We start from the raw sequence: 22,614 nt of genomic DNA on the forward strand, positions 1-22,614 counted from the left end.
TGCCGGGACGCCGAGGTCGTCGAGGAGGCCGCGGACGCGGCGTTCGATCTCGTCGCGGGTGGGGCGGACGTCGTCGACGGTCTTGCCTTCGGGGTCGATGCAACGCCCACTTATGTCACATGTGGCCGCGTTGACGTATCCACAGGTCGGGAGAGGTCTTACAGGAGCTGGGGCACGGCGTCTCTCCGCCACGGTGCGCCACCCTGCGGGTTCGGGCCGTCACCCGAAAGTGAGTAACAGCAAGCTGCTCGATCGAGGCTGGCGGGCGCAGAACGCGGTCAGAGGGCTCGCCCATCGGGCGGGCGCCGAGCGCTTGCAGTGGCTGCTGCGAATCTGCGAGGCCGTAGGCGTTGCGGGCAGGCGCCGGAGGAGAGCCACCTTTCTCGGGCGGCAGGGAGAGCCCTGCAGGCCCGCAGGGACCCGGCCGCTCTCGCCTCGATGTTCGCGACTGCTCGGGAGGGGTCGATGGAAGTCTGACCGGACAACGGGATGACTTACCTGATCCCACGGCGCGGTGACAGTCCTCGGCGGCCACTCGGGCGAGGCAGCCCCGGAGGGCCTGCGCGCGGTGCTGAAAGACGGCAGCCCCGGCATCAAGGCCGCCGCTTCAATCCTTGCTGTCGACCTCTGCGCCGACCCACCCTTGAGGACATGCGTCAAGAGCACCTGGCCGACGACGAACTCAGTCACACGGAACTCGCGGAGTGGGAGCCCCTCATCCAGCTGCCCGACAACGCGGCCGAGCGACGCGCGGGGCGACTCAAGAGACGGTCAGTAGGTGGGTGAAGCAGATCCTGCGGGTTGCACTCCAGTTCACCAGCGAGTGTCTGAATTTCAGCCTCCTCGCATACGGAGGGAAGTTCTCCGATAGTTCAAATATGCACGGACTCGCCATGCCGGTCGCTGCGTCATGCGGGTTTAAGTGCTGCTCGCGCCCCTGTGAAGAGATCACTTCGACGCTTGCATCGGGTTCGCTCATGCCTCGGCTCGAATCCGGTCTGCATGCGCGCCATGCTCGCGTCAAGAAAGCGCTCTCAGTCGATCTTCTCGAACGTCCTAGCGAATCCTTCGACGGCCTGATTGAGTACTCATGGTTATCCCAAGAGCACCAGACGTAAGGAGACGTAGCATGCGCACCAGACGAACCAGGAACGTCATTACTGCGGTTCTGGCCGTGGGACTGATGGCCGTGGCCAGTCCGGCGCTCGCCGACACCCAGTCACCCACGAGCGGCGAACCGACTCCTCTGACGTCCTCCAGCCTCAAGGCCAAGGCCGCCGCCGAGCCCCTGGGGCTGCGCAACCTGAAGTCCCAGAAGTACTTGCAGCCCTCAGGCGGAAGCACCTCCGTGGGTGCCAATCTCGTTCAGCAGCCGCTCTCCTCGGGTGCCTGGCAGTCGTGGTGGCTCGTCGCGGACGGATCCTTCACCACCTTCTGGAATGACAACTCTGGCTTGAACGCCGGAATCAACGGGGCCAGCACTTCGGCTGGCGCGGTGGCCATCCAGGCGAGCCCGTCCGGAGACCTCAACCAGGACTGGACCCTCAACTGGCGCAACGACAGCGTCTTCGAGCTGAAGAACCGTAAGAGCGGACTGTGTCTGGGTATCTCGGGCGCGAGCACCGCCAACGGCGCGGTGGCCGCCCAGTTCGGCTGCGACGGCTCGACCAATCAGGGCTGGTCGTTGATCACCCGCTAGCCACTCGGCCTGCTTGCTCCGCCGTCGACGACGCCTCGGACACCAACCGGTCCGGGGCGTTGCGACGTGCCAGACTCCGGCCCCATCTCTGGGCCGGTGCCTCGACGTAGCGATACGTAAGGGCGCACAGCGGTAACAGCACAACGTAGAAAGCAATTTCGAGTACGAGGTCATCGTGCCGTCGGCGACCGATCGTGCTGTCGCTCACCGCCAACAGCACCGGATGCACGAGATAGACCGAGTAGCTGATCGTGCCCAGTCCCGCCAGCAGGCGCGGAATCCGCCGACGGCGCAGCGCCAGGCCAGCGCCGAAGGTGACCACGGCCAGCAGGAAGGACACAATCCAGGCACGCCGTGTGAAGTGCTGCCCGTCACCGTCGACGTATGCGCTCCCGACCGCGAAGGCGACCACCACTATGGCTGCGCATCCCGCGTACGCCCACCTGCTCTGACCGACTTCGGCCCGATACACCGCTGTACCGAGGAACATCACGGCGAGGATCACCAGCCCCTCCCACACCGGAACCGTACCGTTGAAGGCGACCAGGGCCAGCGCGAGCATCCCGCCCAGCACGCCCCCGAACACCCGAAGCGCGGCCGAACCGATGCTTGCGCAGCAGACGGCGATGGCCATCACGGCCGTCGCGAGGGTGATCAGCTGGCCTGTACCCAACGCGTCTGAGAGAGCCGAGGCCGGCAGCACGAAGCCCGCTGCCACGCTCAGCGCGGCGAGCGCTGCCAGTGTGACGGCGATCGCGGCGGACCGCTGGTGCAAGCGGACGGTGAAGAGGGCAACGACCAGCAGGTAGAAGGCCATCTCGTACGAGAGTGTCCAGAGAACGAGCAGAAGATTGGGCGTACCCAACAGCTCTTGGAGCAACATGAGATGGGCTGCGGTCACCGAGGCAACGCTCTGTCCGTCGAAGTTCCGGACTTCGGCCACGCCCAGTGCGGCAGCTGCCAGCATGCCAGTGACGACGGCTGCCCACAGCGGGTAGATGCGGAAGAGACGGCCGATCCAGAACGTCCTCACGCAGCCCCGGCGTTCCAGCGAAGCGGGAATGATGTAGCCGCTGACCAGGAAGAACACCATGATGCCGTAGCGGCTGGTGTTGAACTCCGGCATCAGCTCTCGTCGTAACTCCGCCATGAAGGAATATGACGAGTGGTCGAACACCACTACCAGCGCCGCGATGCCGCGCAACGCGTCGAGCCAGCCGAGCCGCGACGAACCGGACACGGTTAATCGGGACGAGGTGGAGAGTGAGGGCTTCATACCCGTTCTCACGTGCCGTTGTCCTCCCGTGTTCAGTTCATTCCTGTCGGAGATTGTGCAGTCGTGGTAAGTGTCTGCCGAACTGTCGACGGTCATGTAATTCCCCAGACCGGCTCCGTCTCATCCTTGACTGCCCGGCTCGGACCTAAAGGATCGGCTGGTTGCCGGGCGGCCCGGGAAGTGCGTCGTCCGCCTGGTCGCCGCGGAGCAACTCCGCCTTCCCCATGGGGACGTCCATGAACTTCAGCCTGGGGAATTACGCGAAGTTCCACACGGACCTGTAGACCGTCGACGACGGTATCCGGTGTTGGTCCAGAATGCCCTGAAAGCGGTCGCCAGCAGGGGTGCCCGAACTGAGGATCAGGCCGTCGACTGATACAGCCTCGTGCTTGCTTACGTGCGCGTCTTTGAAGGCGCACGGTGGCACAAGACCGTTCAGCCGCGGTGAGTCCGGGCGGGCCCACCCGGGCAGGTGTTCAGCGCACGAGAGGTCCCGGACCTAATGCGTCCGGGACCTCCCTGATGAGAACCCTTGAAAACGGCCAGGGCTACTCGTCGCCCCACCCGGTCCGGCGTTCAACGGACTGGGGAGCTTCAACGAGCGCCCCGCAGGTTGTCGACCGGGGCCGCCCGCTCGTGGAGTGTGCGGGCCGTGCCGGCCGGTCAAGGGCGCCTTCGGCGGCGCTACGCGCTGGGCTTCGCCCACCCTGGACAGTCCGCCGCGCCCCTGGACCTGGCTGGCTATCGGGCGGCCCCTCCCTTGTGGGGCCCGTCCGCAGGTCAGGTGCCGGATGCGTGGGAGATCCACTGAGCAGGTGTGGGCTCGCCCCCGAGCAGGGGGGTCGGTTTCAACGAGCGTGATCATCCAGCACGTTGCCCACCGTATGACTCACTGAGCCTTTTCAGGTGGCCGCTGATCGGGTGATGCTGTCGGTGGGCGCAACGCACGAGGCTCCCGTGCCGTTGGGGGAGGTGTTCGAAGTCTCCCCACAGGCACAGGAGCCGCGTTGGTTCCGTATTCTGCCGCACTCGACCTGCCGCACGCCTTGGTCGAGTGGGTCACCATGCTCATCGTCACCCGAGAGGGCGACCGCCGCTGCAAGCTCCCGCCGCACCAGCGTGCGCTGGTCGGCCTGGTGTACCTGCGCCGACACGACACCCTCGCCCAGCTCGCGGCCGGCTTCGGCATCTCCGTCGGCACCGCCCCCGCCTACATGACAGCCGTCGTCGGCCTGCTCGCCGACCGCGCACCCGGCCTGCTGCGCGCCCTGCGCGAGGCCGACCCCGGAGTACGTCCTGCTCGACGGCACTCTGGCGGAATGCGACCGGGTCGGCGACAGCCGGGCCGACTTCTCCCACAAGCACCGCCGCCACGGGGTGAACGTGCAGGTCGTGACCGACCCGGTCGGACGGCTGCTGTGGATCTCGCCCGCTCTGCCCGGCCGCGCGCACGACCTCACCGCGGCCCGCACCCACCGCATCATCCGGATCTGCGAATGCCAGGGCATCCCGGTCCTCGCTGACCGCGCCTATATGGGAGCCGGTCCATGGGTGACCACAGCCCTCCGGCGCCCGCCGGGCCGTGACCTCACACCCACCCAACAGACCGTCAACCGTGCGCTGTCCGCAGCACGGGCACCGGTCGAGCGCGGCATCGCACGACTGAAGTCATGGCGCGTCTTCCGCAGATCCCGGTGCAGCCCGAATCGAATGACGTCAATCGCCGCCGCCGTCCTCACCCTGGAGCGGCAACGCTGAAAAGGAACTCACTCAGAGGAATCCGAACAGCCGCGACTGCCGATGCAGAGGAACCCCATCGTGCTGGTTGGGTTGGGAGAGGTCGTCAATCCAGCCCTGGTTAGCGATCCGTCGCAGGGGAACTGGGCCACTTCTGTGCCGTCGGCGGTGCTGGCGCCCGCCCAGGCACAAGCCGCTCTTGCGGTTCTTCATCTGGTAGCCCTCACCATTGGCGTCCGCTGAGCTTCCAGTCCTGATTGAGGTCGCCGGACCGAGGGGAACAGATCACGCCTGACCGGACAGACCGGCAGGCCGCGAGATCACAGCAGGTCGAGAACCCAGCGCTGGTTCTCCGACCCATCGCACGTGAACTGGGCAGCCTGTGCACCGTTGTCGGTGCTGGCGCCGGAAATGCCAAGACACTTGCCGCTCTTGCGGTTCTGCAGCCTGGCGTCATCCGTCTGGCCACCCGAGACAGGGATGATCACCCAGTCCTGGTTTGCGTCGCCGGACCCGTTCGCGATGATCGCCGCCGCGCCATTAGCGGTACTGGCGCCATCGATCCCCAGGTTCCTGCCCGAGCGGCCGTTCTCGAAGCTGAAGTAATCGCCGTCCTGGATCATGTCCCAGTACTGCGAGGAGTTCTGGTCGTTTCCAGGCTGCTGGACGACCTTGGTGCCGTTCGCCGTCCCGTTGCCCGTAGGCTGCAGAAACTTACCGGACTTCGCATTCCTGAGCCCCACGATCGGGGCTGCCGCCGACCCTTCGAGGGTCGACAGGGCCAGCGGGTTCGGAGTCCAGGAGCTGCTCGGTGACTCTGCCGAAGCGATCGCGGGACTGACAACCGCCATCACCGCTCCGATCACAGCTGCCGCGACGACGTTCCTGGTACGTGATGCACGCATGAGACATCTCCTCACTAGTGGTGCTGCTGGGGTGACGGGGAGTACTCAATCAAACGGTCGGAGCGGATCGCTAGAGCGTTCGAGAAGATCGACTGAAAGCGCTTTCTTGACGAATGGTGGCACTCCATGCCACCCGAGAATCAGCAGTGCAGCCTGATCTGCAATGAGTTCCTGCTCGCCACTGTTCTGATCACCATTGAACAAGTCGACGGGCACCCCGCTACGTGCTGCGGGGTAAGGGCGCAGCCGGCCAGCGTGCGGACGCGAGACCGTGCCCGTCGGTCGGCTTATAAAAGCCTCCACTTTCCGGGGCTGCTGGACCCGAGACCTCCGGCCCTCGCCAAGCAGGGGTCCTCGTGGCGCGTGGCCGGACGACGGCGGGTCGTTTCCTCCGCCCGCGATGCCTCGTTGGAGCCCCGAACGCAGAGGGGGCTGGTTGTGCGGGGTGGGGAGCAGGTTCTTGCGGCGCTGGGGGTGCTGGATGAGCGGGCGCGGGCGTCGGTGTACGGCTGGGTGCTGGCCGCGGATGTGTTGTCGGTGAAGCAGCAGGTGCGGGGGCTGGCCGACCGGGGGTTGGTGGAGATCGCCGGTAGGGAGGACCGGGCGGAGCTGTCGGCGTGGGAGGGCACTGTGGTGCTGTGGGCGGCTCGCCTGTCCCCGGCCGGACACGACCTCCTGCTCTACGCCCGCACTCGCCCCCGCCCCGGCAACGCCGTCGAAGAGCCGGATGCGGGTCGGCGGCTGGTGAAGTTGATGCCCTCACAGATGGCGGCGCGGGTCTGTTCGACGAGCCCGACGCGGCACAGGGCAGCGAGGGCGGCGGATGCTGCGCCACCCCCACCACGCTCCAGATCGGCATCGGAGCCCCGGCCGGTACCTCCGGCTCCGGCGGCTGCTGAACACCCACCCACCCAAGGAGGTTCGCCATGAGATCCCGCGTACAGCTCGCCCTCCGCGTCCCCGACCTTGAAGCGTCCGTGGCCTTCTACACGAAGCTCTTCGGCACCGAGCCCGCCAAACTCCGCGACGGCTACGCCAACTTCGCCATCACCGAGCCGCCGCTCAAGCTCGTCCTCATCGAAGGCGCCGCGGACGAGGCGACCCGCATGAACCTCCTCGGCGTCGAGGTCGAGTCCACCGAAGCGGTCCACGCCGCACCGCCCGCCTCGGCGAGGCGGGACTTGCCACCGACGTGGAGAACGACACCACCTGTTGCTACGCCCTCCAGGACAAGGTCTGGGTCCACGGTCCAGGCCAGGAACCCTGGGAGGTGTACGTGGTCAAGGCCGACGCCGAATCCCTCGCCAAGTAGCAGGGCAGCACCTGCTGCACCGGCACGGCCGCCGCCTCCGACACCGACTCCGACATCGGTGCGAAGGAGCCGGTCGCCGCGGGCGGCTGCTGCTGATCCGCCGATGACCGACCTCCGTGCCAGCGGGGCCGTGACCGGGACGGGGGTCCGGTCACGGCCCCGCGCCGCGCTGCCCGCCCTATGCGCCACCCAGATCACCAGCTGGGGAATCGTCTACTACGCCTTCCCCGTCCTCAATCCGCAGATCACCGCCGCCACAGGCTGGTCGACGACGGCCGCCGCCGCCTTCTCGGGCGCGCTCCTGACCTCTGCTCTCACCGGCATACCCGTCGGCCGCATCCTCGACCGTCGAGGCCCACGCACCGTGATGACCACCGGGTCTGTCCTGGGCGTCCTCGCCGTGCTGGCCGTCGCCTCCGCACCCAACCTGATCGCCTTCACCGCCGCCTGGCTCCTGGCCGGCGTCGCGATGGCCGCCACCTTCTACCAGCCCGCCTTCGCCGCCCTCACCCGCTGGTGGGGCGAGGACCGCATCCGCGCCATCACCATCGTCACCCTCGCTGGCGGTCTGGCCTCCACAGCGTTCGCACCCCTGACCGCCGCACTCGCCGAGCACCTGAGTTGGCGCAACACGTACGCCGTACTCGCCCTGGTCCTGGCCCTCGTAACCATCCCCGCCCACGCCCTTGCGCTACGAGGACCTTGGCCACCCGCCCCAGCACCACCGTCTCAACGGCACACAGACAGCGGCTCGGTGACCCGCAGCCGACCGTTCCTAATGCTAGCCACGGCAATGACCTTGAACAGCTTCGCCATGTACGCCGTCGTCATCGCCCTCGTACCCCTGCTGATCACACGCGGCGCCAGCCCCACCGCCGCCGCCTGGGCCCTCGGCCTGGGCGGCGCAGGCCAGACCCTAGGCCGCACGTTGTACGCCACCCTCGCCCGACGCACCGGCGTCACCACCCGCACCGTCACCCTGATCACGCTCGGCGGCGCCGCGACCGCCGCCTTCGCCATGGTCACCGGGCCCTTCCCCTTGCTCGTCGGCATCGCGATCGTGGCCGGCATGGTGCGGGGCAAACCTCACCCTCCTCCAGGCCACCGCCGTCACCGACCGCTGGGGCACCACCCACTACGGCCGCCTGTCCGGCACCCTGGCCGCCCCGGCCACCCTCGCCTCCGCTCTCGCCCCCTTCGCAGGGGCTGCCCTCGCCGGACCGCTCGGTGGATACCCCGGCCTGTTCACCACCCTCGCGCTGATCTCCGCCGCAGCAGCACTCCTCGCCCTGGGAAGTGAACCGGCCCGCCAGAACTAGCGCGTCGCCAAGACGCCGCATGCCCCGAGTTGTCGATCAGCCGAAGATTCTGAGCAACAAATTGCGCTCGGATGTCATGAGGATGAGCCTGCACCGCCTCTTCAGAGACATACGGCCTACGCCCTGGTGCAGGGCACAGGAGAGGCCGCCGATCGGAGGAGGTGTTCGGTGGAGGTTGCCGGCGCTTTGTTGTCCGTTGCCGTCGTTCTGGTCCCTGCCATGAAGAACTGGGTGGACAGTGTTGCCTACCGCAAGAGGGCTCAGGGCAGGGCGGCCTTGATCCGGGCACGGCGCGGTGGAGAGCCGGGCAAGAGGCAGGAGAAGGACCTTGGCTGAGCGGGTGCCGGATGCGGCTGTGCACCTGGACGACGTGCACAGGCAGTACTACGCGGAGATGTCCGCGCTCACACGTCGGCTGTTGGCCGAGGAAGGAGTCCCCGAATCCGTCCTGGGCGCTGAGGACGTGGTGCAGTCGGCCTTCGCCAAGGCCCTCCGCGCTCCCGAGAGTATCCGCGAGGCCCGCGCCTATCTTTACGCGGTGATCCGCAACGACGTACGTGCCGCCGGACGCCGGAACCGTGCCCGAGCGGAGGCATCCGCAACGCGTGCTGGATATGCGCAGGCCCTCGGCGAAGTGCACGTTGCTGACTTCAGCGATCTGATCGCCAACCGCATGGCGGTGTACAAGGCCCTGGACCGCCTGCCTCCACCGCAGCGCACCGCAGTGTGGGCCACCAAGGCGCTGGACTACACACAGGCTGAGACCGCTGAGGTCATGGGCAAGGCGCCCGGCACCGTCGCCACCCATGTCCTGCGGGCTGTGGCAGCGATTCGTGCCAATCTCGTGGCCGTCCTGGCAGCGATCGTCTCCGGGCTGGTGATCGCCAGCGGACGCATTTTGCAAGTGGTACCGGCATCGGATGGCGACAGAGATCTCGAACCACAAGAACTCTCCAACGACGGACTGATCTACCTGGCGGGCGCCTTGCTCCTGGGCATGGCCCTCGCTGCCTGGGGATTCAGAGCATGGCGCCAGCGCCGATGGGAGTTCAACGACTCTGGGACGTTCGCGCAGCAATCTGTGGGGCCGAGGAGTAATTGTCAAGACCTGTGGATCAGTTGAGGTGGATCACGCTGCGAGGGTCTCGTCTCGTTCGACGAGGAGGCCGTTCTCGAAGCGGGCGCCGGCTCGGACGAGGGCGACGAGGTGCGGTGCGGTGACCGCTCGCCAGCGGGCCTGGGCGGACTCAACGAGTTTGAAGACCATCGCGAGGGCCGCGGCTGGGCTGCCGGCGCCGCGGGTGACCTTGGTCCGAAGCTTCACGGTGGAGAAGGTCGACTCGATCGGATTCGTCGTCCTCAGATGGACCCAGTGCTCGGCGGGGAAGTCGTAGAACGCCAGCAGCTCGTCGACCTCGCCGGTGATCTTCTTGACGGCCTTGGGGAACTTCGCCCCGTACGCCTGCTCGAACGCGGTGACCGCCTTCTCGGCGTGCGCACGGTCCTCGGCGTTGTAGATCTCCTGCAGAGCCTTCTTCGCGCCGGGCTGCGCGGACTTCGGCAGCGCGTTCGAGACGTTCCTTGTTTTGTGGACCCAACACCTCTGGTGCCTGGCCTGCGGAAACACCTCCGCCAGCGCCCTCCACAGGCCCATCGCACCGTCGCCGACCACGAGCATCGGGTCGCGCATTCCGCGCCGCCGGCAGTCGCGCAGCAGGTCCGCCCAGGACTCGGTGGACTCGCGCAGACCCTCGGTGATCGCGATGAGTTCCTTGGTGCCGTCGACGCGGACGCCCATCAGGACCAGGAGGCAGGAGTGCGTCTGGGACAAGCGGATCTTGGGATGGACGCCGTCGGCCCAGACGTAGACGTAGTCGGATCCGGCCAGGTCACGGCGCTGGAACTCGGCGTGGTCGGCGGTCCACTGCTGGGTGAGCCGGGTCACCGTGGCCGGCGACAGCCCGGCCGGGGAGCCCAGGAACTGTTCCATCGCGGGGACGAAGTCGCCCGACGACAGGCCGTGGAGATAGAGCAGCGGCAGCACCTCGCTGATCTTCGGGGACTTCCGGCACCACGGCGCCAGGATCTTCGAGGAGAACCGCTGACGTTCACCCGTCGTCTCGTCGACCCGCTTGTCGTTCACGCGCGGGGCGGCCACCTCGATGGGCCCGGCAGCCGTGGTCACGGTCCGCGGCCGGTGCCGGCCGTTGCGGACCACCAGCCGGCGGCCGGCCTCGTCACGCTGCCCGGCGAGCTCGGCTATGTACTGGTCCACCTCCGCCTCCAGGGCGGCGGCCAGCATCCGCCGAGCACCCTCGCGGACGATCTCGTCGATCAGGGAACCGGCCTCGGTGGTGCCGTCTTCGTTGACTACGCTGAGCACGGGCGTGCCTTCCCGACCCGCGTTCGCAGCGCGGGCCTACTCGGTGACTTGACGATCACTCACTCGGGAAGGTACGCCCCTTCGCGCGTCCTCCAGAGGAGCTGATCCACAAGTCCTGAGCATTGCTCGTGGCCGGCGAGCGGATCTGGGCTGGACTCAAGCAGCGGTGGCGGGAGACGAAGGTCAGTCGGCCCTCGCCGCGAAGACGGGTTCGTGATGACACGACCGAGTACGCGCGAACGTGGACACGTCTGCCGGACCCGTGGCGGCACGGTTCCGCGACCGCCTCCGGGCCTGATCCGAAGACGAGTCAGCGCGCAGAGGAGTGAAAGTACTGGTCAGCCACCTCTTTTGCGTGAGCGATGCGTGAGCGGACGGTGTGGCACGAGCCGTCACGAGGTGGATCACGCCAGATGGCAAAGGTGCTCTGACCTGGTGGTTCCGGACGGCGGAGAACCGTCCGGAACCACCCACCACGTCCTGACCAGGACTTTTAATCCATTGGTTGTGGGTTCGAGTCCCACAGGGCCTACGGATTGCGGGACAGGGAAACCTCTCTGACCTGCGAGGAAGGGCCCCGGTCGACGTAAGCCGACCGGGGCCCTTCGTAGTTCCGGTGCCGGTGGGTAGTGGGTAGTCGTTCTCACCGGTCCGCGTGTGTGCCGGGTCAGGTCTGCGGGTCGAGGGCGCCGTCGCTCACCATGTGCACCACGAAGTCGGCGGCGTTGCGAGCAGCCGGTACATGCGCCTCGTCGGTCTTCCCCGCGCCCCAGTCGGAGATGGCCTTGACGACGATCCAGGGAACGTGGCGTCGGGTCGCCGCCGCGTGGATGCCGCCGCCCTCCATCTCCGCGCCGAGGGCGTCCCGTTCCTCCTCCATCATGCGGTCCCGGAGCGGAGCGAAGTCGATCAGGACGCTGGAGGACAGCATCAGTCCGAAGTGGACCTTGGCGCCGGTCCAGTCGATCTCGGCTGCCCGCAGGCGGTCCAGCAGTACCGGGGAGGCGGACACCTTGTCGCCCCGCAGGGTGACCAGTGGCTCTCCGCCGGCGTCACCGACTCGTCGGTGGTCCATCATGCGGAGCTGGGCGGAGACCAGGATGTGACCGAGTTCCTGCCGCCCGGGCCGCGTGCCGCAGCAGATGCCCACGGCGACGAGGAAGTCGGGCGCCAGTTGGTCCAGGACGGACGACACGACGAGTGCGGAGCCGGACGGGCCGCCCGACGCCTGCTCGCTCTGGACGACGTAGAGGTCGGCTTCGCTGATCCGGCCGAGGGCGAAGACCGTGTGGTCGCCCAGGCGGCGGCGTTCGGGGCCGGTTCCGTTGACTGCCGCCACCGATCGGAACACCGCGTCCCGTTCCTCCGTGGTCGCGACGACGATCAGCAGCTTCGTGGGCATCATGCTCCTGTTCAGCCTGCGATGGGGTTCGGTCGCGATCCGCAGAGCTTTCGCCTGCTGACGCACCGCCACGAAGGTGACGGGCACGGCCATGAGGGCCATGATCCCGAGCAGCCAGCCGATGACCTGGGCCTGGACGGTGGCCGGGGTGAGACCGGCGGGGTCGCTCAGCAGCAGTCGCTGGGACACCCAGCGCAGGGCGCTGCCGTACGTGACCGGGCGGCCGGGACACTCGCCGGGGCACACCGCACGCTCCCAGCCGGCGATGAGTTGGGCCGCCACGAGCACCGCGACGGCCGCACCACTGAGATACCAGAGCAGGAAGGACCCGGAATCGACTCTGCGGTCGCCGGGGTCGGAGGCTGTCGACGGCGGGTGCAGGACCAGGACCTCGACCGGGTCGGCGGCACTGTCGCCGTGCGCGTCGAGGCGTCGCCGTACCGTTTCGGTGGTGATCCCGCGCCGTAGCACCACCAGCGTCTCGGCCGACTCCCCCCGCTGTACCTGGAAGCCGAGGTCGGCGGCGGCTGCCTCGGCCCGTACCGCGACCAGGGTCCTCAGCCGCCCGGTGGTGCGCCGCAGTAATTCGTCGGTGCGGCGCACGTCCTCCTGGTGACACAGCGGCACGGTCCAGTGATTGCCGGCCAGGGACTCCGCCACCGCGCGGGGTCCGGCTCCTTCCGCGCCGAACGACCGCCACAGGGCCCAGCCGCTGGTGACGACCATGGCGGCCATCAGCACGGCGACGTGCAGCAGTGCGGCCGGCGCCAGCAGCAGGACGGCGAGACGCGCGTCCCGAAACGGCAGCAGAGACGCGGCGGCCGAGAGGGCAAGCGTCGGCGGACCCGCGAACAGCAGCGTCTGCCAATGCCGGTCCACGAGCCGAAGAAGGCGCAGGCCGATGCCCGCTCCGAGGAACCGCCGCGAGATGAGCAGGGGTGGCTCAAGCACCATGAACCCCCGCTCGCTCTGCCACACCAGCCGGCCCTCCCGCGCGGCGACGTACAGCAGCACCGCCAGCGGGCCGCGCGCGGGCAGCAGACCGGAGATCCCCCGGCCGCGCACCGTGGCCGTCGCCCTCCTCCCGTACTCCGCCGCCCGCACCGCTCGCGCTGCCCGGCGGCACTGCGCGAAGGAGACGGGGGCGGGAGTGCTGTCGATCACGGTCTCTCCCCCTCCCGCGATGGAACGCGACGCGACTCCCTTGATACTTCATCACTCGGCGGAGGACACATGGGCAGGGGGCGGCGATGGCTGAGGCCGTACGGCTCGTTCGACGACCGCCAGGCCGTGCCTTGGCGTCAGGCTGCCTTGACGTCAAGCCGGCCTGACGAGACACTCGGCTCATGTCGACTACCCCGGATGACCTCGACGGCCGTTTCACGCTGCTGACGGCGGTGGCGCGCTATGACGTGCTGCGGACGCGTGAGGTTCTCGCGGAGACGGACGATGAGGGCGAGGGCGAGGGCGAGGGCGGGGACGCGGGAGAGCCGGAGAGCGTGCCTTTGGGTCGTGGTGAGGCGCTGGAGTTGCTGGCGCTGGGGGAGGTGATCGCTCGTAAGGCGGTCTACGGGCGGCAGCTGTCCGTGCGTTCCGCGCGGCGGGCCGGGGCGTCGTGGTCGCAGATCGGGGCGGCGCTGGGCACGACCAAGCAGGCTGCCTGGGAGGCGCACAAGCGGTGGATCGACGAGCAGGCGAAGCGGGAGGGGGACCCGGGCCACTGGGGGTGGGACGAGAAGGACATCGCGAGCGCCCGCACCCTCGCCGGTGAGCCCGACGAGGAGGGGCGCGAGGAGCAGCGCCGGCAGGGGACGGGCGTATGAGCGAGCTCGCGCGGGCGACGGCGCCCTGGCCGCCGAGCATCCACCCCTTCGAACTCCACATCCCGCAGGCCGCCCTGGACGACCTGGCAGCGCGGCTCGACGCCACCGTACGACGCCTCGCCGAGCGCGACCACAACATCGTCCACTGGTCCGAACTCCCCCGAGGCGGCCACTTCGCCGCGTTGGAGCAGCCTGAGCTGTTCACCACCGACGTCCGCATGTTCTTCCGCCGCTTCCGCCGTCTCCGCTGACATCCAGCCATCGCCATCGCCATCGCCATCGCCATCGATATCGATATCCGGCATCCGCTATCTGCTATCCGCCGTGCGCCAAAGAGCCATCAGAAGCACCTTGGTGCGAGCCGCGTGTCCCGCTCAAGTGTGAACATTGCCGACTGCCCGGTGGCTGAAATCGGTCACCTGGCTTTCTGAATGCGGTCGTCCCTGGCGGAGTTGAGGGCTGCTTGATGGTTTCTTCGGGGCTGCGCGGGGCGTTCATGCGTCGCTTTTCAGTCACTTTTCAGTATTTGCGCAACATATACAGTTCGTCGCCTGGTTGGGGCGACATATCTGCATGTGCGTGCCATGAACACGGGGAGGGCCAAGTGAAGAGGATCCTGCTGACGTCGGGGCTCGTCGGGATTCTGGTGGTGGGGTCCGCTGTGCCGACCGTCGCCGTTTCCGATAGGGGGGCGACGCCGTTGCCCGGTACGGGTGCGAGGGTCGAGGTCACCGCGTGGCAGTGCAATGCCTATGCCGACAAGTGCTCCTTCAAGACGTCGACCAAGACCATGAAGGGCGGCGCGAAGTACAAGGTCAGCAAGATCAGTAATACGGCGACGGTGAAGGCCAACGGCTGGCAGGCGACGCTCGCGCTGAGTCCGAGCGGCACGCAGGTGAGTGAGAGCACCCGGCAGGTCAGTTGGACGAACCAGAACACCTAGATCGCCGACATCAGCGGTATCGCCGATCCGGGCGGCTCGCTCAACACGAGCATCACCACCTGCTCCGACGGCGGTGCCTTCAAGTCCGGGGTCAAGGCGTTCGCTTCGGCCTGCGCCAATGACTGAAGTTACTGAGTGGTGATCCTTGGTGAAGAGCAGTCTGCAGGGGCATACGGATCGCCGTAACCGGCTCCTCCTGGCCGTGGGCGCGGTAGCCGCCACGGTGGCTCTCAGCGCCTCGATGTTCGGTGGCGGGCCGGTGGACCGGCCCGAGCCACGCGGTGGTGACCTGGCCGAACAACTCGACGCCCTGCGTGGAGCGAACGACCTCGTACGCGCCACCCGTGCCGAGGTCGGGCGGGACCCCGCGCTGTATCCGACCGCGTACGGGCGACTGGAGGCCGCGCTCGCCGCCGGGCCTCGCGGGGACGGCGGCGACGGTGGGGCTGTCGCCGTGCCCGAGGTCCGGCCAGCCGCCCTGGCCGTGCTCGTCCGTCGTGACGTCCTGGACACACCTGCGTGGCGGGCCCACTACGTGTGCCTCTCGCTGAGGGGATCGCAGGAGGCCGAGGAGGCCGAGGAGGCTGACACTGTTCTCGGACAGGCCGGGCTTCGCAAGCGTGCCGAGAGCGAAGCGCTCCGGTATCTGCGTGCGCCGGACGCCGCCGACGACGCGCTGACCTCGCTCGCCACCCGGGCCGCCTTCCTTCAGACGCTGACCTGCCTGGGGCGGGACGACGACGTGCCTCGGGGCGCCCTTGACCGGCTCGCGGCGGACACCGCGCGGGCCGGGCAGCCCGTACCGGTGCTCTATGCGGTGGAGGCGTTGCGGGCGGTCGGCGTACGGGCGCGTGCCACGGAGGCTGTTCGGGGGGCCGACACGCGGTTGGGGGCTGGTTGCACCGGCCTCGACCCCATCCAGCGTGCCGCCCTGGCCCTGCTGCGCCATCGGATGACTGAGCAGACGCGTGGCTGTCTCCTGCCTTCGCTGAACGACCCCGACACACAGACGCGGTGGCTGGTCCGCCGTGCTCTTTCGACCGGCGGCGACGGTGCCGACAGCACCGCCGCCGGGTCGCTTCCCGCTCCGGTGGAACGCATCCGGGGCGACGGGCTCGTCGCGAAGTCTCCGGTCCAACTGGGGACGCTGACCGCCACGTACGACGCCGCGCGGGCTCTGACGGCGGGCGCACAGCAGGAGCACACGCCGTACTGGCTCAAGAGGCGGCTGGAACGGATGGGCGGGGGCGGGGTCGTGGGCGCGGGGCTCGATCCGTCGGATCGGCTGCTGCTCGCCATGACATGCCATCGGCTGTCCTTGGCGTGCGGGCCGCAGGCCGCGAAGGGGGTCGAGGAGGCGGCTCGGCTGAAAGTACCGGCGCGACTGACGGCGGAGAACGAGCGTGGTTGGTACGGCGTCATGGCGGCGCGCGCGGAGTTCGGGCTCGGTTGTCGGCGTACGTCGGTCGAACTGCCGAACGGCGAGGACGGCGAGGACGGCGGTGCCCTTTCCGCACGGTCGCTGCGCATCGTGGTCGTACTCGCCGACGCGGGGTGTACGGCTCAGGCGGCCCGGCTCACCGAGGGAGCCGACCTCGTCGCGCAGGCCCGGAAGGCGTTGCGTGACGGGGACCTGTTGATCGGTTCGGACGCGGTTCAGGCGGCGCTCGCCTCCGACCAGAGCGTTCCGCAGGGACTGTGGGACGAGTTGCCCGGGCTGCTTGAGCGCTTCCGCGACGGAGGGTCTCCCGATCTGTACGCCGCCTCGCCGGGCGGTGCCGCTTCGGCGGACGCCACCCGGGCCGCGTACTACCTCCTCGCCTGAATACCTCAAACCGCCGACATTCCGGCGCGCGCGCAACCCTCTCCCCCTCCTGCCAGCCCCCACTCAAGAAGGACCCGCCGCATGAAAACCCCCTCCCCACCCGCCGTCGTAGCCGAAGGCCTCGCCTTCAGCTACGCGTCCGGCGGTGGCCTGACCCGTGCGGATCTCACCCTCGAAGGGGGAGCGACGGCTGCCGTCGAGGGGCCGTCCGGGTCCGGCAAGAGCACTCTGCTCGCGCTGCTCGGGCTGATCCTGTCGCCGGCGGAGGGCTCGCTGCACATCACCGGTACGGACACGGAGGCGCTGGACGTGGCCGAGCGGGATCTGTTGCGGCGGCGGTCGATCGGGATCGTTCTGCAGGATCTCGGGCTGTTGCCGTTCCTCAACGCCTGGGAGAACGTCGCGGCCGCCTTCGGTCCCCGGCTCGCCCGGCATCGTGGTGAGGCTCGGGCGCTGCTCGGGGACCTCGGCATGGAGGACCTGGCCGACTCCCGGGTCACCGAACTCTCCGGTGGGCAGCGGCAACGTATCGCCGTCGCGCGGGCTGCCGTGAAGCAGCCGGCGCTCATCCTGGCCGACGAGCCGACCTCGGGGCTCGACCCCCGGACGGCGAACTCGGTGATGGACGCGTTGCGTGCGTGCGCCGAGCGGGGTGCGGCCGTGTTGCTGGTCACGCACGACGCGACGGTCGCCGTGACCTGCGACCAGCGGCATGTGCTCGACGGGGGAGTGCTGTCGGCCGCTCGCCGGCAGAACGCTCGTGAGGAGAAGGGTCTCGGATGAGCCGTTGGAGTCTCCACACATGGACGCGTGACGGGCGTTCACTGCGCCGGGCGATGCCGACACTCACGGTTCTGGCCGCGCTGCTGACCACGTCCGCGGGGGTGGCGTCCGGTGCCGCCGGTGCCGTTGAGCGGGACGTACTGGGGTCCGGCGGCCTCACCCAGATCGAGCTCACCTCGTTCGAGGGCGACGAGTCGGTCCGTCCGCTCACCACCTCGGCCCTGCGGGACGCCGCGGACGTACCGGGTGTACGGCGGGTCGTCGCCGACTACACGTCCGCGCTGTACGCCGAGGAGGAGGGGACGTACGACCTGGCCGGCCACACCCTGACGCCGGGGGACGAGCTGCCCTTCGTGGACGGTGAGAAGGGGAAGGCCCGTGTGGCCGCCGAGGGGCTCGGTCCAGGTGATGTGGTGTTGCCCGCCACCGCCCAGGGAACCGGCTTCGCTTCACTCCTCGGCCGTACGGTCGCCTTCGGGTACACGAAGGCGACGAGTGCCTCCTCCGGTACCACCGCGGTCATCAGGCTGAAGGTCGTCGCACTCTACGACCCCTCGTGGCAGGCCGACGGGCCCGACGTCGCCTATCTGTCGGAGGACACGGCCGCGCTGCTGGCCGCCGCGCGCGCCGGGCAGGAGCCGGAGACCTTCCGGGCCCGGGAGGGCGCGCGGTCCGCCGTGGTGCTCGTCGGGCATCAGAGGCAGGTGGCGGCCGTCACCAAGTCGCTGCAAGGGGACGGGTTCTCGGCGGCTCCCGTGTCCGACCGGGTGCGTAACCTGCCCGGACTGTTCGGGGTGGCGGATCTCGCCATGCGGATCGGGGTGCTGGTGCTGGCGGTGGGAGCCGTCGCACTCGGCGCGGTTCGGGCGGCGGACAGTACGCGGGCCAGGGTCGGGCAGTTCGCCGTCCTGCGGATCCTCGGGTCCGGGCGGCCCGAGCTGCGGCGCATCCTGCTCGGGGAAGCGGTGCTCTCGGGCGGGGTGGCAGGGCTGGTGGGGGCAGTCGCCGGTACGGGGGCGTCCGTGGCGTTGGCCGGTCCGCTCAGTGGCCTCCTCGGACTGCCCATCACCCGCACGGACGCCCTGCCCGGCCCGGCCTGGGTGGCAGCGGCGCTCCTGCTGCCCGCCGTCGGCCTGGCAGCCGGCACCCTCCTCGGCAGCCGAGAAGCCCTCCGCCGGGACCCCTACCTCACTGCACGGGCGCATGCCTGACGGAAGTGAGCGTGGACGTACGCGGTTGGAGGACGCCGACGGGCCGCGTCCGCCCGCCGCGGTGGAGGTGGCCGCTTACTTCGTCGTCTACTTCGTCGTCGCCGAATCTGTGTTGCTCGGGATACGGCGTCGGGTAGCCGCGCTGGACGGCCTGGTCACCGTCACCAGCCCCGTCGGCGGACCGAGCATGGACGCGGTCGAGCTGCCGTACGTGTGGTGAGAGAAAGCAGAAGAGGGGAGGAGAAGAGGGGAGGCGGGGGAGAGCGGCGTGAGGAGAGGAACGGCTCGTGATCGAGGCGGAGTTGAAGGCCCGGGTTCGGGCGCCGGAGGCGGTCGCGCGGGCGCTCGACGGGTGGGCCGAGGGCCGGGCGGAGACGTACCAGGACACGTACTACGACCGGCCGGACGGCGGCTTGCGCGCCCGGGACGAGGAGCTGCGGCTGCGGACCTCGGCCGACCACGGCACGGGTGACCTGCGGACGCTGCTCACCTTCAAGGCTGCCGCCGTCGACGAGGCATCCGGGTCGAAACCCGAGTACGAGACCCGGGTGGAGGACTCGCAGGCCGCGCACGCCATCCTGGAGCACCTCGGCTACGTACCGGCGATCGTGTTCGAGAAACGGTGCCGCACGCACGCCTTCGAGGCGTACGGCCGACAGATGCTCGCCACCCTCGTACGCGTCCCCGAGCTCGACGGCACGTTCCTGGAGATCGAGACCCTGGTCCACGAAGAAGCCGAGGTCACAGCCGCCCTCGACGACATCCGCGCCGTACTCGACGACCTCGGCGTCTGCCCGGACGACCTCACCCGCGAGCTCTACACGGACGCGGTCGCGGCGGCCCGCCGTATTCAAGCGCGCACAAATACCTGAGGGCCGGAATCCTTATCGGATTCCGGCCCTCAGGCCTTCAGTAGCGGGGACAGGATTTGAACCTGCGACCTCTGGGTTATGAGCCCAGCGAGCTACCGAGCTGCTCCACCCCGCGTCGTTGAAACCAGTGTACGCCATCTGCGGGACCACTTGCACGCGCGTTTACGGCGACCGCCGATCACCACTCGTTCACGACGCCGGCATCCAGGAAAACCCAGCGAAGCTCAACGAGGTTCAACGGGGTTCAACGGGGTTCAACGAGGCTCAAAGAAGCAGGTGCCCGTTCGGCGCCTTCGCCCGCTGCTCGTACTCCGGCAGTACGACGACGGCGACGCCCTCCGCCGACAGGACCGCGTTGCCTACGGCGGCGTCCTCGACGAACGTGTCCGGCTCGCGCCAGGCCGTGACGACGCGGCGTACGCCCGCGTCGAGGAGGAGCCGGGCGCAGGGGGCGGGGCGGGAGGCGCGGCGGGCGCACGGTTCCAGGCTGCTGTAGACCGTGGCGGAGGCGAGGCGCGGATCGGTGGGGTCGAGCTTGGCTAGGGCGGCCTCCTCGGCGTGGGCCACGGGGTCCCCCGCCTCGCGGGAGTGACCTCGGGCCAGTTCCGTACCGTCCTCGGCGACCACGACCGCGCCCACGCTGAACGCGGTCCGGGAGGGCGGGCACTCGGCGGCCAGTTCGCACGCCAGTGCCAGCCAGTGGCGGTCGGCGGCGGAGACGGCCGGGCCGGTGCCGGGGACGGTGGGCGCGTACCGGATGAGGACGACGTCACCGACCGGCCGGGTCTCCAGCAGCCGCAGCCGGCTCCTCGGCCCGCCGGGATACGGGCCCGTCCCGAGCATCCGCGGCGCGTCCGCCTCGCCCACGAACACCGGTGCGACGGCCAGCTGCACCTCGTCCGCGAGCCCCTGCTGGAGCAGTTGGGTGTGCACGCGCCCGCCGCCCTCCACCATCAGGCGCCGGATGCCGCGTACGTCGCCGAGGTGGTCCAGGACGGCCGGCCACTCCAGCTCGGGGCCGACTGACACGACGTCCACGCCGGTCGGTCCGGCTGACTCCGTCGGTCCGGCTGACTCCGTCGGTCCGGCCGACCCGGTCCCTCCGGTCGTCGCGGCGCGTCCGGTCGTACCAGTCGTCCCGATCGGCCCGGTCGGCAGGCCCAGCCCCCGCAGCCGCTCCGCGCCCTTGTCCGTCGTGTACACGACCTTCTCGCCACCCGTGTGCCAGAACCGGGCCGCCGGATCGAGGTCGCCGGACGCGCTGACGGTGACCTTCAGCGGGTACTCCGGGAGCCCGGCGCCGACGCGGGCGGCGCGGCGCTCGGGGGAGTTGACCAGCAGCCGGGGGTTGTCGGTGCGCAGGGTGCCGGCGCCGATCAGGATGGCGTCGCTGGCCGCGCGCACCTCGTCGACCCGGTCGAAGTCGGCCGGGCCGGAGAGCAGCAGCCGTTCGGGCCCGGTGTCGTCCAGGAAGCCGTCGAGGGAGACGGCGGCGGACAACAGGACGTAGGGCTGGGGCATGGGGCGGACTCCCTGGCTGGGCGTGATGTTGGTTCAAGTTTTAAACAATAACTACACTGTACGTATGACGACCCGCTGGCTCACTCCCGACGAACAGCGTGCCTGGCGCGCCTATGTGGCCGCGAGCTCTCTCCTCGAGGACGCCCTCGACCGGCAGCTCCAGCAGGAGGCCGGCCTGCCGCACCTCTACTACTCCGTGCTGGCCGCCCTCTCCGACGTGCCCGAACGCCGGTTGCGGATGACCGACCTCGCCGAGTATCTGAAGATCACTCGCAGCCGTCTGACGTACGCCGTGACCCGGCTGGAGAAGGACGGCGTGGTGCGGCGCGAGGACTGCCAGTGGGACAAGCGGGGCAGCGTCGCCGTACTCACCGAGGAGGGCATGGCCCTGCTGGAGCGTACGGCGCCGGGGCATGTCGAGACGGTCCGCAAGGCCGTCTTCGACCACCTCAGCCCCGAGCAGATCGGCCAGTTCGAGGAGATCTGCTCGGCCATCGCGACCGCGATCCAGGGCGGTGACCCGCAGGCGACGCCGACCGGCTCCCGCCCCGGGTCCGGCTCCGGGTCCGGCTCCGGGTCCGGGGCGGACGACCTGCCGTGGCGCCGCCGCGCATGCTCGTCGGGTCAGTCGGGTCAGTAGCGGGTTTCCACACAGTCCTCGCGTCGCGGGCATGTGACGCACCCCAAATCATGTTGCTTGAAATTTGAAGCATGAGTTAGTGTCACAAGGAAGGCTGTGCTTCAAATCTGAAGCACACGAAGCTCGGCGACACCCGCGCGCACAACCCGCTCGCACACCCGCACCAGGACCGGAGACCCGCATGCCCGACTTTCCCGCTGCCACCCCGCGTGCCCGCGTCCGGGTGCCGCTGCGTTTCCAGGACGGCTACGGCGTCGACGCCGAACTCGTCACCTTCCACGGCCTCGTCGACGGCCAGGAGCACCTGGCGCTCGTCCTCGGCGACCCGGCGCCCGGCGCGGCCCCGCTGGTCCGGCTGCACTCGGAGTGCCTGACCGGCGACGTCTTCGGCTCGGCCCGCTGCGACTGCGGCCCGCAGTTGCGCGAGGCGGTGGAGCGGATAGCGGACCGCGGTGGTGTCCTGCTCTACCTCCGCCAGGAGGGCCGCGGCATCGGCCTCTACAACAAGCTCGACGCGTACGCCCTCCAGGACCAGGGCCTCGACACGTACGAGGCGAACGCGGCGCTCGGGCTGCCGGAGGACGGCCGCGACTACACGGCGGCGGCCCAGATGCTGGGTGCCCTCGGCATCGACGGGCTGGACCTGCTGTCCAACAACCCGGACAAGGCGCGGCAGCTCCGTGACCTCGGCGTCGACGTCGGCCAGCGGGTCCCGACGGGCGTCTTCACCACCGCCCACAACGTCCGCTACCTCCGCGCGAAGGTCCTCCAGACCCAGCACACGCTCCCGCTGACCGAACTGACGGAACTGACGGAACTGACCGAACTGACCGAACTGACCGAACTGACCGGACTGACGGCGGGCTGACAGCCCCCCGCGGGACCCCAGGAGTCACCCGGGGGCCCCACTAGCCCACTCGGCCCCGCCGACTAGCCCCGAGCCCCACCCCCGGAAACCCTGAA

The 22,614-nt window shown here is 69.1% G+C and carries 19 protein-coding genes, 1 tRNA gene and 5 pseudogenes; 17 read left to right on the forward strand and 8 right to left on the reverse strand.

The window, feature by feature from the left end; all coding sequences use genetic code 11:
• Nucleotides 1-192 (reverse strand): annotated as a pseudogene (locus tag I8N67_RS44770) (hypothetical protein); the annotation flags it as partial.
• Nucleotides 193-651: 459 nt separating this feature from the next.
• Between I8N67_RS44770 and I8N67_RS44050 the strand changes: the two are divergent.
• Both I8N67_RS44050 and I8N67_RS36885 read left to right on the forward strand, forming a co-directional pair.
• Nucleotides 652-786, forward strand: coding sequence for a hypothetical protein (locus I8N67_RS44050; RefSeq protein WP_267912882.1), 135 nt, complete (start codon nucleotides 652-654; stop codon nucleotides 784-786).
• 343 nt (nucleotides 787-1,129) lie between these two features.
• Nucleotides 1,130-1,699, forward strand: coding sequence for an RICIN domain-containing protein (locus I8N67_RS36885; RefSeq protein ID WP_200308655.1), 570 nt, complete (start codon nucleotides 1,130-1,132; stop codon nucleotides 1,697-1,699).
• Here the strand turns inward: I8N67_RS36885 and I8N67_RS36890 are convergent.
• A complete protein-coding gene (locus tag I8N67_RS36890; RefSeq protein WP_200308668.1) occupies nucleotides 1,689-2,975 on the reverse strand; it encodes an acyltransferase family protein in 1,287 nt (428 codons plus the stop codon). The genes I8N67_RS36885 and I8N67_RS36890 overlap by 11 nt on opposite strands.
• Before the next feature lie 1,007 nt (nucleotides 2,976-3,982).
• Here I8N67_RS36890 and I8N67_RS36895 point away from each other — a divergent pair.
• Nucleotides 3,983-4,733, forward strand: a pseudogene (locus tag I8N67_RS36895) (transposase).
• Between the two features lie 299 nt (nucleotides 4,734-5,032).
• Here I8N67_RS36895 and I8N67_RS36900 read toward each other — a convergent pair.
• Nucleotides 5,033-5,617, reverse strand: a complete 585-nt coding sequence (locus tag I8N67_RS36900) for an RICIN domain-containing protein (RefSeq protein ID WP_200308656.1) — start codon at nucleotides 5,615-5,617, stop codon at nucleotides 5,033-5,035.
• 126 nt (nucleotides 5,618-5,743) lie between these two features.
• Between I8N67_RS36900 and I8N67_RS45010 the strand changes: the two are divergent.
• From I8N67_RS45010 to I8N67_RS36915, 4 genes and pseudogenes are all read left to right on the forward strand, one after another.
• Nucleotides 5,744-6,331, forward strand: a pseudogene (locus tag I8N67_RS45010) (DUF6417 family protein); the annotation flags it as partial.
• 212 nt (nucleotides 6,332-6,543) lie between these two features.
• Nucleotides 6,544-7,025, forward strand: a pseudogene (locus I8N67_RS36905) (ArsI/CadI family heavy metal resistance metalloenzyme).
• A gap of 7 nt (nucleotides 7,026-7,032) precedes the next feature.
• Nucleotides 7,033-8,248, forward strand: a pseudogene (locus I8N67_RS36910) (MFS transporter).
• A 328-nt stretch (nucleotides 8,249-8,576) separates the two neighbouring features.
• Nucleotides 8,577-9,371 carry an RNA polymerase sigma factor gene (locus I8N67_RS36915; RefSeq protein ID WP_200308657.1) on the forward strand — a complete coding sequence of 265 codons (795 nt, stop codon included), beginning with the start codon at nucleotides 8,577-8,579 and terminating at the stop codon, nucleotides 9,369-9,371.
• Between the two features lie 6 nt (nucleotides 9,372-9,377).
• On the opposite strand, the gene I8N67_RS36920 is transcribed toward I8N67_RS36915, so the two are convergent.
• Nucleotides 9,378-10,631, reverse strand: a complete 1,254-nt coding sequence (locus I8N67_RS36920) for an IS256 family transposase (protein ID WP_200308658.1) — start codon at nucleotides 10,629-10,631, stop codon at nucleotides 9,378-9,380.
• 667 nt (nucleotides 10,632-11,298) lie between these two features.
• Nucleotides 11,299-13,197 (reverse strand): 5'-methylthioadenosine/S-adenosylhomocysteine nucleosidase family protein, encoded by a 1,899-nt coding sequence (locus tag I8N67_RS44415; RefSeq protein WP_200308659.1) that lies wholly within the window; start codon nucleotides 13,195-13,197, stop codon nucleotides 11,299-11,301.
• 182 nt (nucleotides 13,198-13,379) lie between these two features.
• Here I8N67_RS44415 and I8N67_RS36930 point away from each other — a divergent pair, with 182 nt between their 5' ends.
• From I8N67_RS36930 to I8N67_RS36940, 3 genes are all read left to right on the forward strand, one after another.
• Complete coding sequence (locus tag I8N67_RS36930; RefSeq protein WP_200308660.1) at nucleotides 13,380-13,856, forward strand: hypothetical protein; 477 nt, start codon at nucleotides 13,380-13,382, stop codon at nucleotides 13,854-13,856.
• Complete coding sequence (locus I8N67_RS44420) at nucleotides 13,853-14,107, forward strand: hypothetical protein (RefSeq protein WP_200308661.1); 255 nt, start codon at nucleotides 13,853-13,855, stop codon at nucleotides 14,105-14,107. The genes I8N67_RS36930 and I8N67_RS44420 overlap by 4 nt, the downstream gene beginning before the upstream one ends.
• Before the next feature lie 353 nt (nucleotides 14,108-14,460).
• Complete coding sequence (locus I8N67_RS36940; RefSeq protein WP_234046884.1) at nucleotides 14,461-14,799, forward strand: hypothetical protein; 339 nt, start codon at nucleotides 14,461-14,463, stop codon at nucleotides 14,797-14,799.
• On the opposite strand, the gene I8N67_RS44060 is transcribed toward I8N67_RS36940, so the two are convergent.
• Nucleotides 14,796-14,918, reverse strand: coding sequence for a hypothetical protein (locus tag I8N67_RS44060; RefSeq protein WP_267912883.1), 123 nt, complete (start codon nucleotides 14,916-14,918; stop codon nucleotides 14,796-14,798). The genes I8N67_RS36940 and I8N67_RS44060 overlap by 4 nt on opposite strands.
• 29 nt (nucleotides 14,919-14,947) lie before the next feature.
• Between I8N67_RS44060 and I8N67_RS36945 the strand changes: the two genes are divergently transcribed.
• From I8N67_RS36945 to cyaB, 5 genes are all read left to right on the forward strand, one after another.
• Entirely contained in the window at nucleotides 14,948-16,624 is a 1,677-nt protein-coding gene (locus I8N67_RS36945; RefSeq protein WP_307835480.1) for a hypothetical protein, read from the forward strand.
• Nucleotides 16,625-16,705: 81 nt separating this feature from the next.
• On the forward strand, nucleotides 16,706-17,407 hold the full coding sequence (locus tag I8N67_RS36950; protein ID WP_200308662.1) for an ABC transporter ATP-binding protein: 702 nt from the start codon (nucleotides 16,706-16,708) through the stop codon (nucleotides 17,405-17,407).
• Complete coding sequence (locus I8N67_RS36955; RefSeq protein WP_200308663.1) at nucleotides 17,404-18,618, forward strand: ABC transporter permease; 1,215 nt, start codon at nucleotides 17,404-17,406, stop codon at nucleotides 18,616-18,618. The genes I8N67_RS36950 and I8N67_RS36955 overlap by 4 nt, the downstream gene beginning before the upstream one ends.
• Nucleotides 18,611-18,838: a hypothetical protein gene (locus I8N67_RS36960; RefSeq protein WP_372443887.1), complete on the forward strand. Its 228-nt coding sequence runs from the start codon at nucleotides 18,611-18,613 to the stop codon at nucleotides 18,836-18,838. The genes I8N67_RS36955 and I8N67_RS36960 overlap by 8 nt, the downstream gene beginning before the upstream one ends.
• A gap of 67 nt (nucleotides 18,839-18,905) precedes the next feature.
• Nucleotides 18,906-19,490 carry a class IV adenylate cyclase gene (cyaB, locus tag I8N67_RS36965; protein ID WP_200308664.1) on the forward strand — a complete coding sequence of 195 codons (585 nt, stop codon included), beginning with the start codon at nucleotides 18,906-18,908 and terminating at the stop codon, nucleotides 19,488-19,490.
• 41 nt (nucleotides 19,491-19,531) lie between these two features.
• Here cyaB and I8N67_RS36970 read toward each other — a convergent pair.
• Nucleotides 19,532-19,605: transfer RNA gene (locus I8N67_RS36970), tRNA-Met, on the reverse strand.
• A 149-nt stretch (nucleotides 19,606-19,754) separates the two neighbouring features.
• Nucleotides 19,755-21,011 (reverse strand): dihydrofolate reductase family protein, encoded by a 1,257-nt coding sequence (locus I8N67_RS36975; protein WP_200308665.1) that lies wholly within the window; start codon nucleotides 21,009-21,011, stop codon nucleotides 19,755-19,757.
• 64 nt (nucleotides 21,012-21,075) lie between these two features.
• On the opposite strand from I8N67_RS36975, the gene I8N67_RS36980 reads away from it, so the two are divergent.
• Entirely contained in the window at nucleotides 21,076-21,651 is a 576-nt protein-coding gene (locus I8N67_RS36980; RefSeq protein WP_200308666.1) for a MarR family winged helix-turn-helix transcriptional regulator, read from the forward strand.
• A 181-nt stretch (nucleotides 21,652-21,832) separates the two neighbouring features.
• Complete coding sequence (locus I8N67_RS36985) at nucleotides 21,833-22,519, forward strand: GTP cyclohydrolase II (protein ID WP_200308667.1); 687 nt, start codon at nucleotides 21,833-21,835, stop codon at nucleotides 22,517-22,519.
• The last annotated feature ends 95 nt before the right edge of the window (nucleotides 22,520-22,614 follow it).

The sequence above is a fragment of the Streptomyces adelaidensis genome, assembly GCF_016598475.1.
Taxonomy (GTDB): domain Bacteria; phylum Actinomycetota; class Actinomycetes; order Streptomycetales; family Streptomycetaceae; genus Streptomyces; species Streptomyces adelaidensis.

What these genes read in the sequence shown, in the direction of transcription:
- I8N67_RS44050 (WP_267912882.1), top strand. Translation starts at nt 652, where the DNA reads ATGCGTCAAGAGCACCTGGCCGACGACGAACTCAGTCACACGGAACTC.
- I8N67_RS36885 (WP_200308655.1), top strand. Translation starts at nt 1,130, where the DNA reads ATGCGCACCAGACGAACCAGGAACGTCATTACTGCGGTTCTGGCCGTG.
- I8N67_RS36890 (WP_200308668.1), bottom strand. Translation starts at nt 2,975, where the DNA reads ATGAAGCCCTCACTCTCCACCTCGTCCCGATTAACCGTGTCCGGTTCG.
- I8N67_RS36900 (WP_200308656.1), bottom strand. Translation starts at nt 5,617, where the DNA reads ATGCGTGCATCACGTACCAGGAACGTCGTCGCGGCAGCTGTGATCGGA.
- I8N67_RS36930 (WP_200308660.1), top strand. Translation starts at nt 13,380, where the DNA reads ATGTCGACTACCCCGGATGACCTCGACGGCCGTTTCACGCTGCTGACG.
- I8N67_RS44420 (WP_200308661.1), top strand. Translation starts at nt 13,853, where the DNA reads ATGAGCGAGCTCGCGCGGGCGACGGCGCCCTGGCCGCCGAGCATCCAC.
- I8N67_RS36950 (WP_200308662.1), top strand. Translation starts at nt 16,706, where the DNA reads ATGAAAACCCCCTCCCCACCCGCCGTCGTAGCCGAAGGCCTCGCCTTC.
- I8N67_RS36955 (WP_200308663.1), top strand. Translation starts at nt 17,404, where the DNA reads ATGAGCCGTTGGAGTCTCCACACATGGACGCGTGACGGGCGTTCACTG.
- I8N67_RS36960 (WP_372443887.1), top strand. Translation starts at nt 18,611, where the DNA reads ATGCCTGACGGAAGTGAGCGTGGACGTACGCGGTTGGAGGACGCCGAC.
- I8N67_RS36975 (WP_200308665.1), bottom strand. Translation starts at nt 21,011, where the DNA reads ATGCCCCAGCCCTACGTCCTGTTGTCCGCCGCCGTCTCCCTCGACGGC.
- I8N67_RS36980 (WP_200308666.1), top strand. Translation starts at nt 21,076, where the DNA reads ATGACGACCCGCTGGCTCACTCCCGACGAACAGCGTGCCTGGCGCGCC.
- I8N67_RS36985 (WP_200308667.1), top strand. Translation starts at nt 21,833, where the DNA reads ATGCCCGACTTTCCCGCTGCCACCCCGCGTGCCCGCGTCCGGGTGCCG.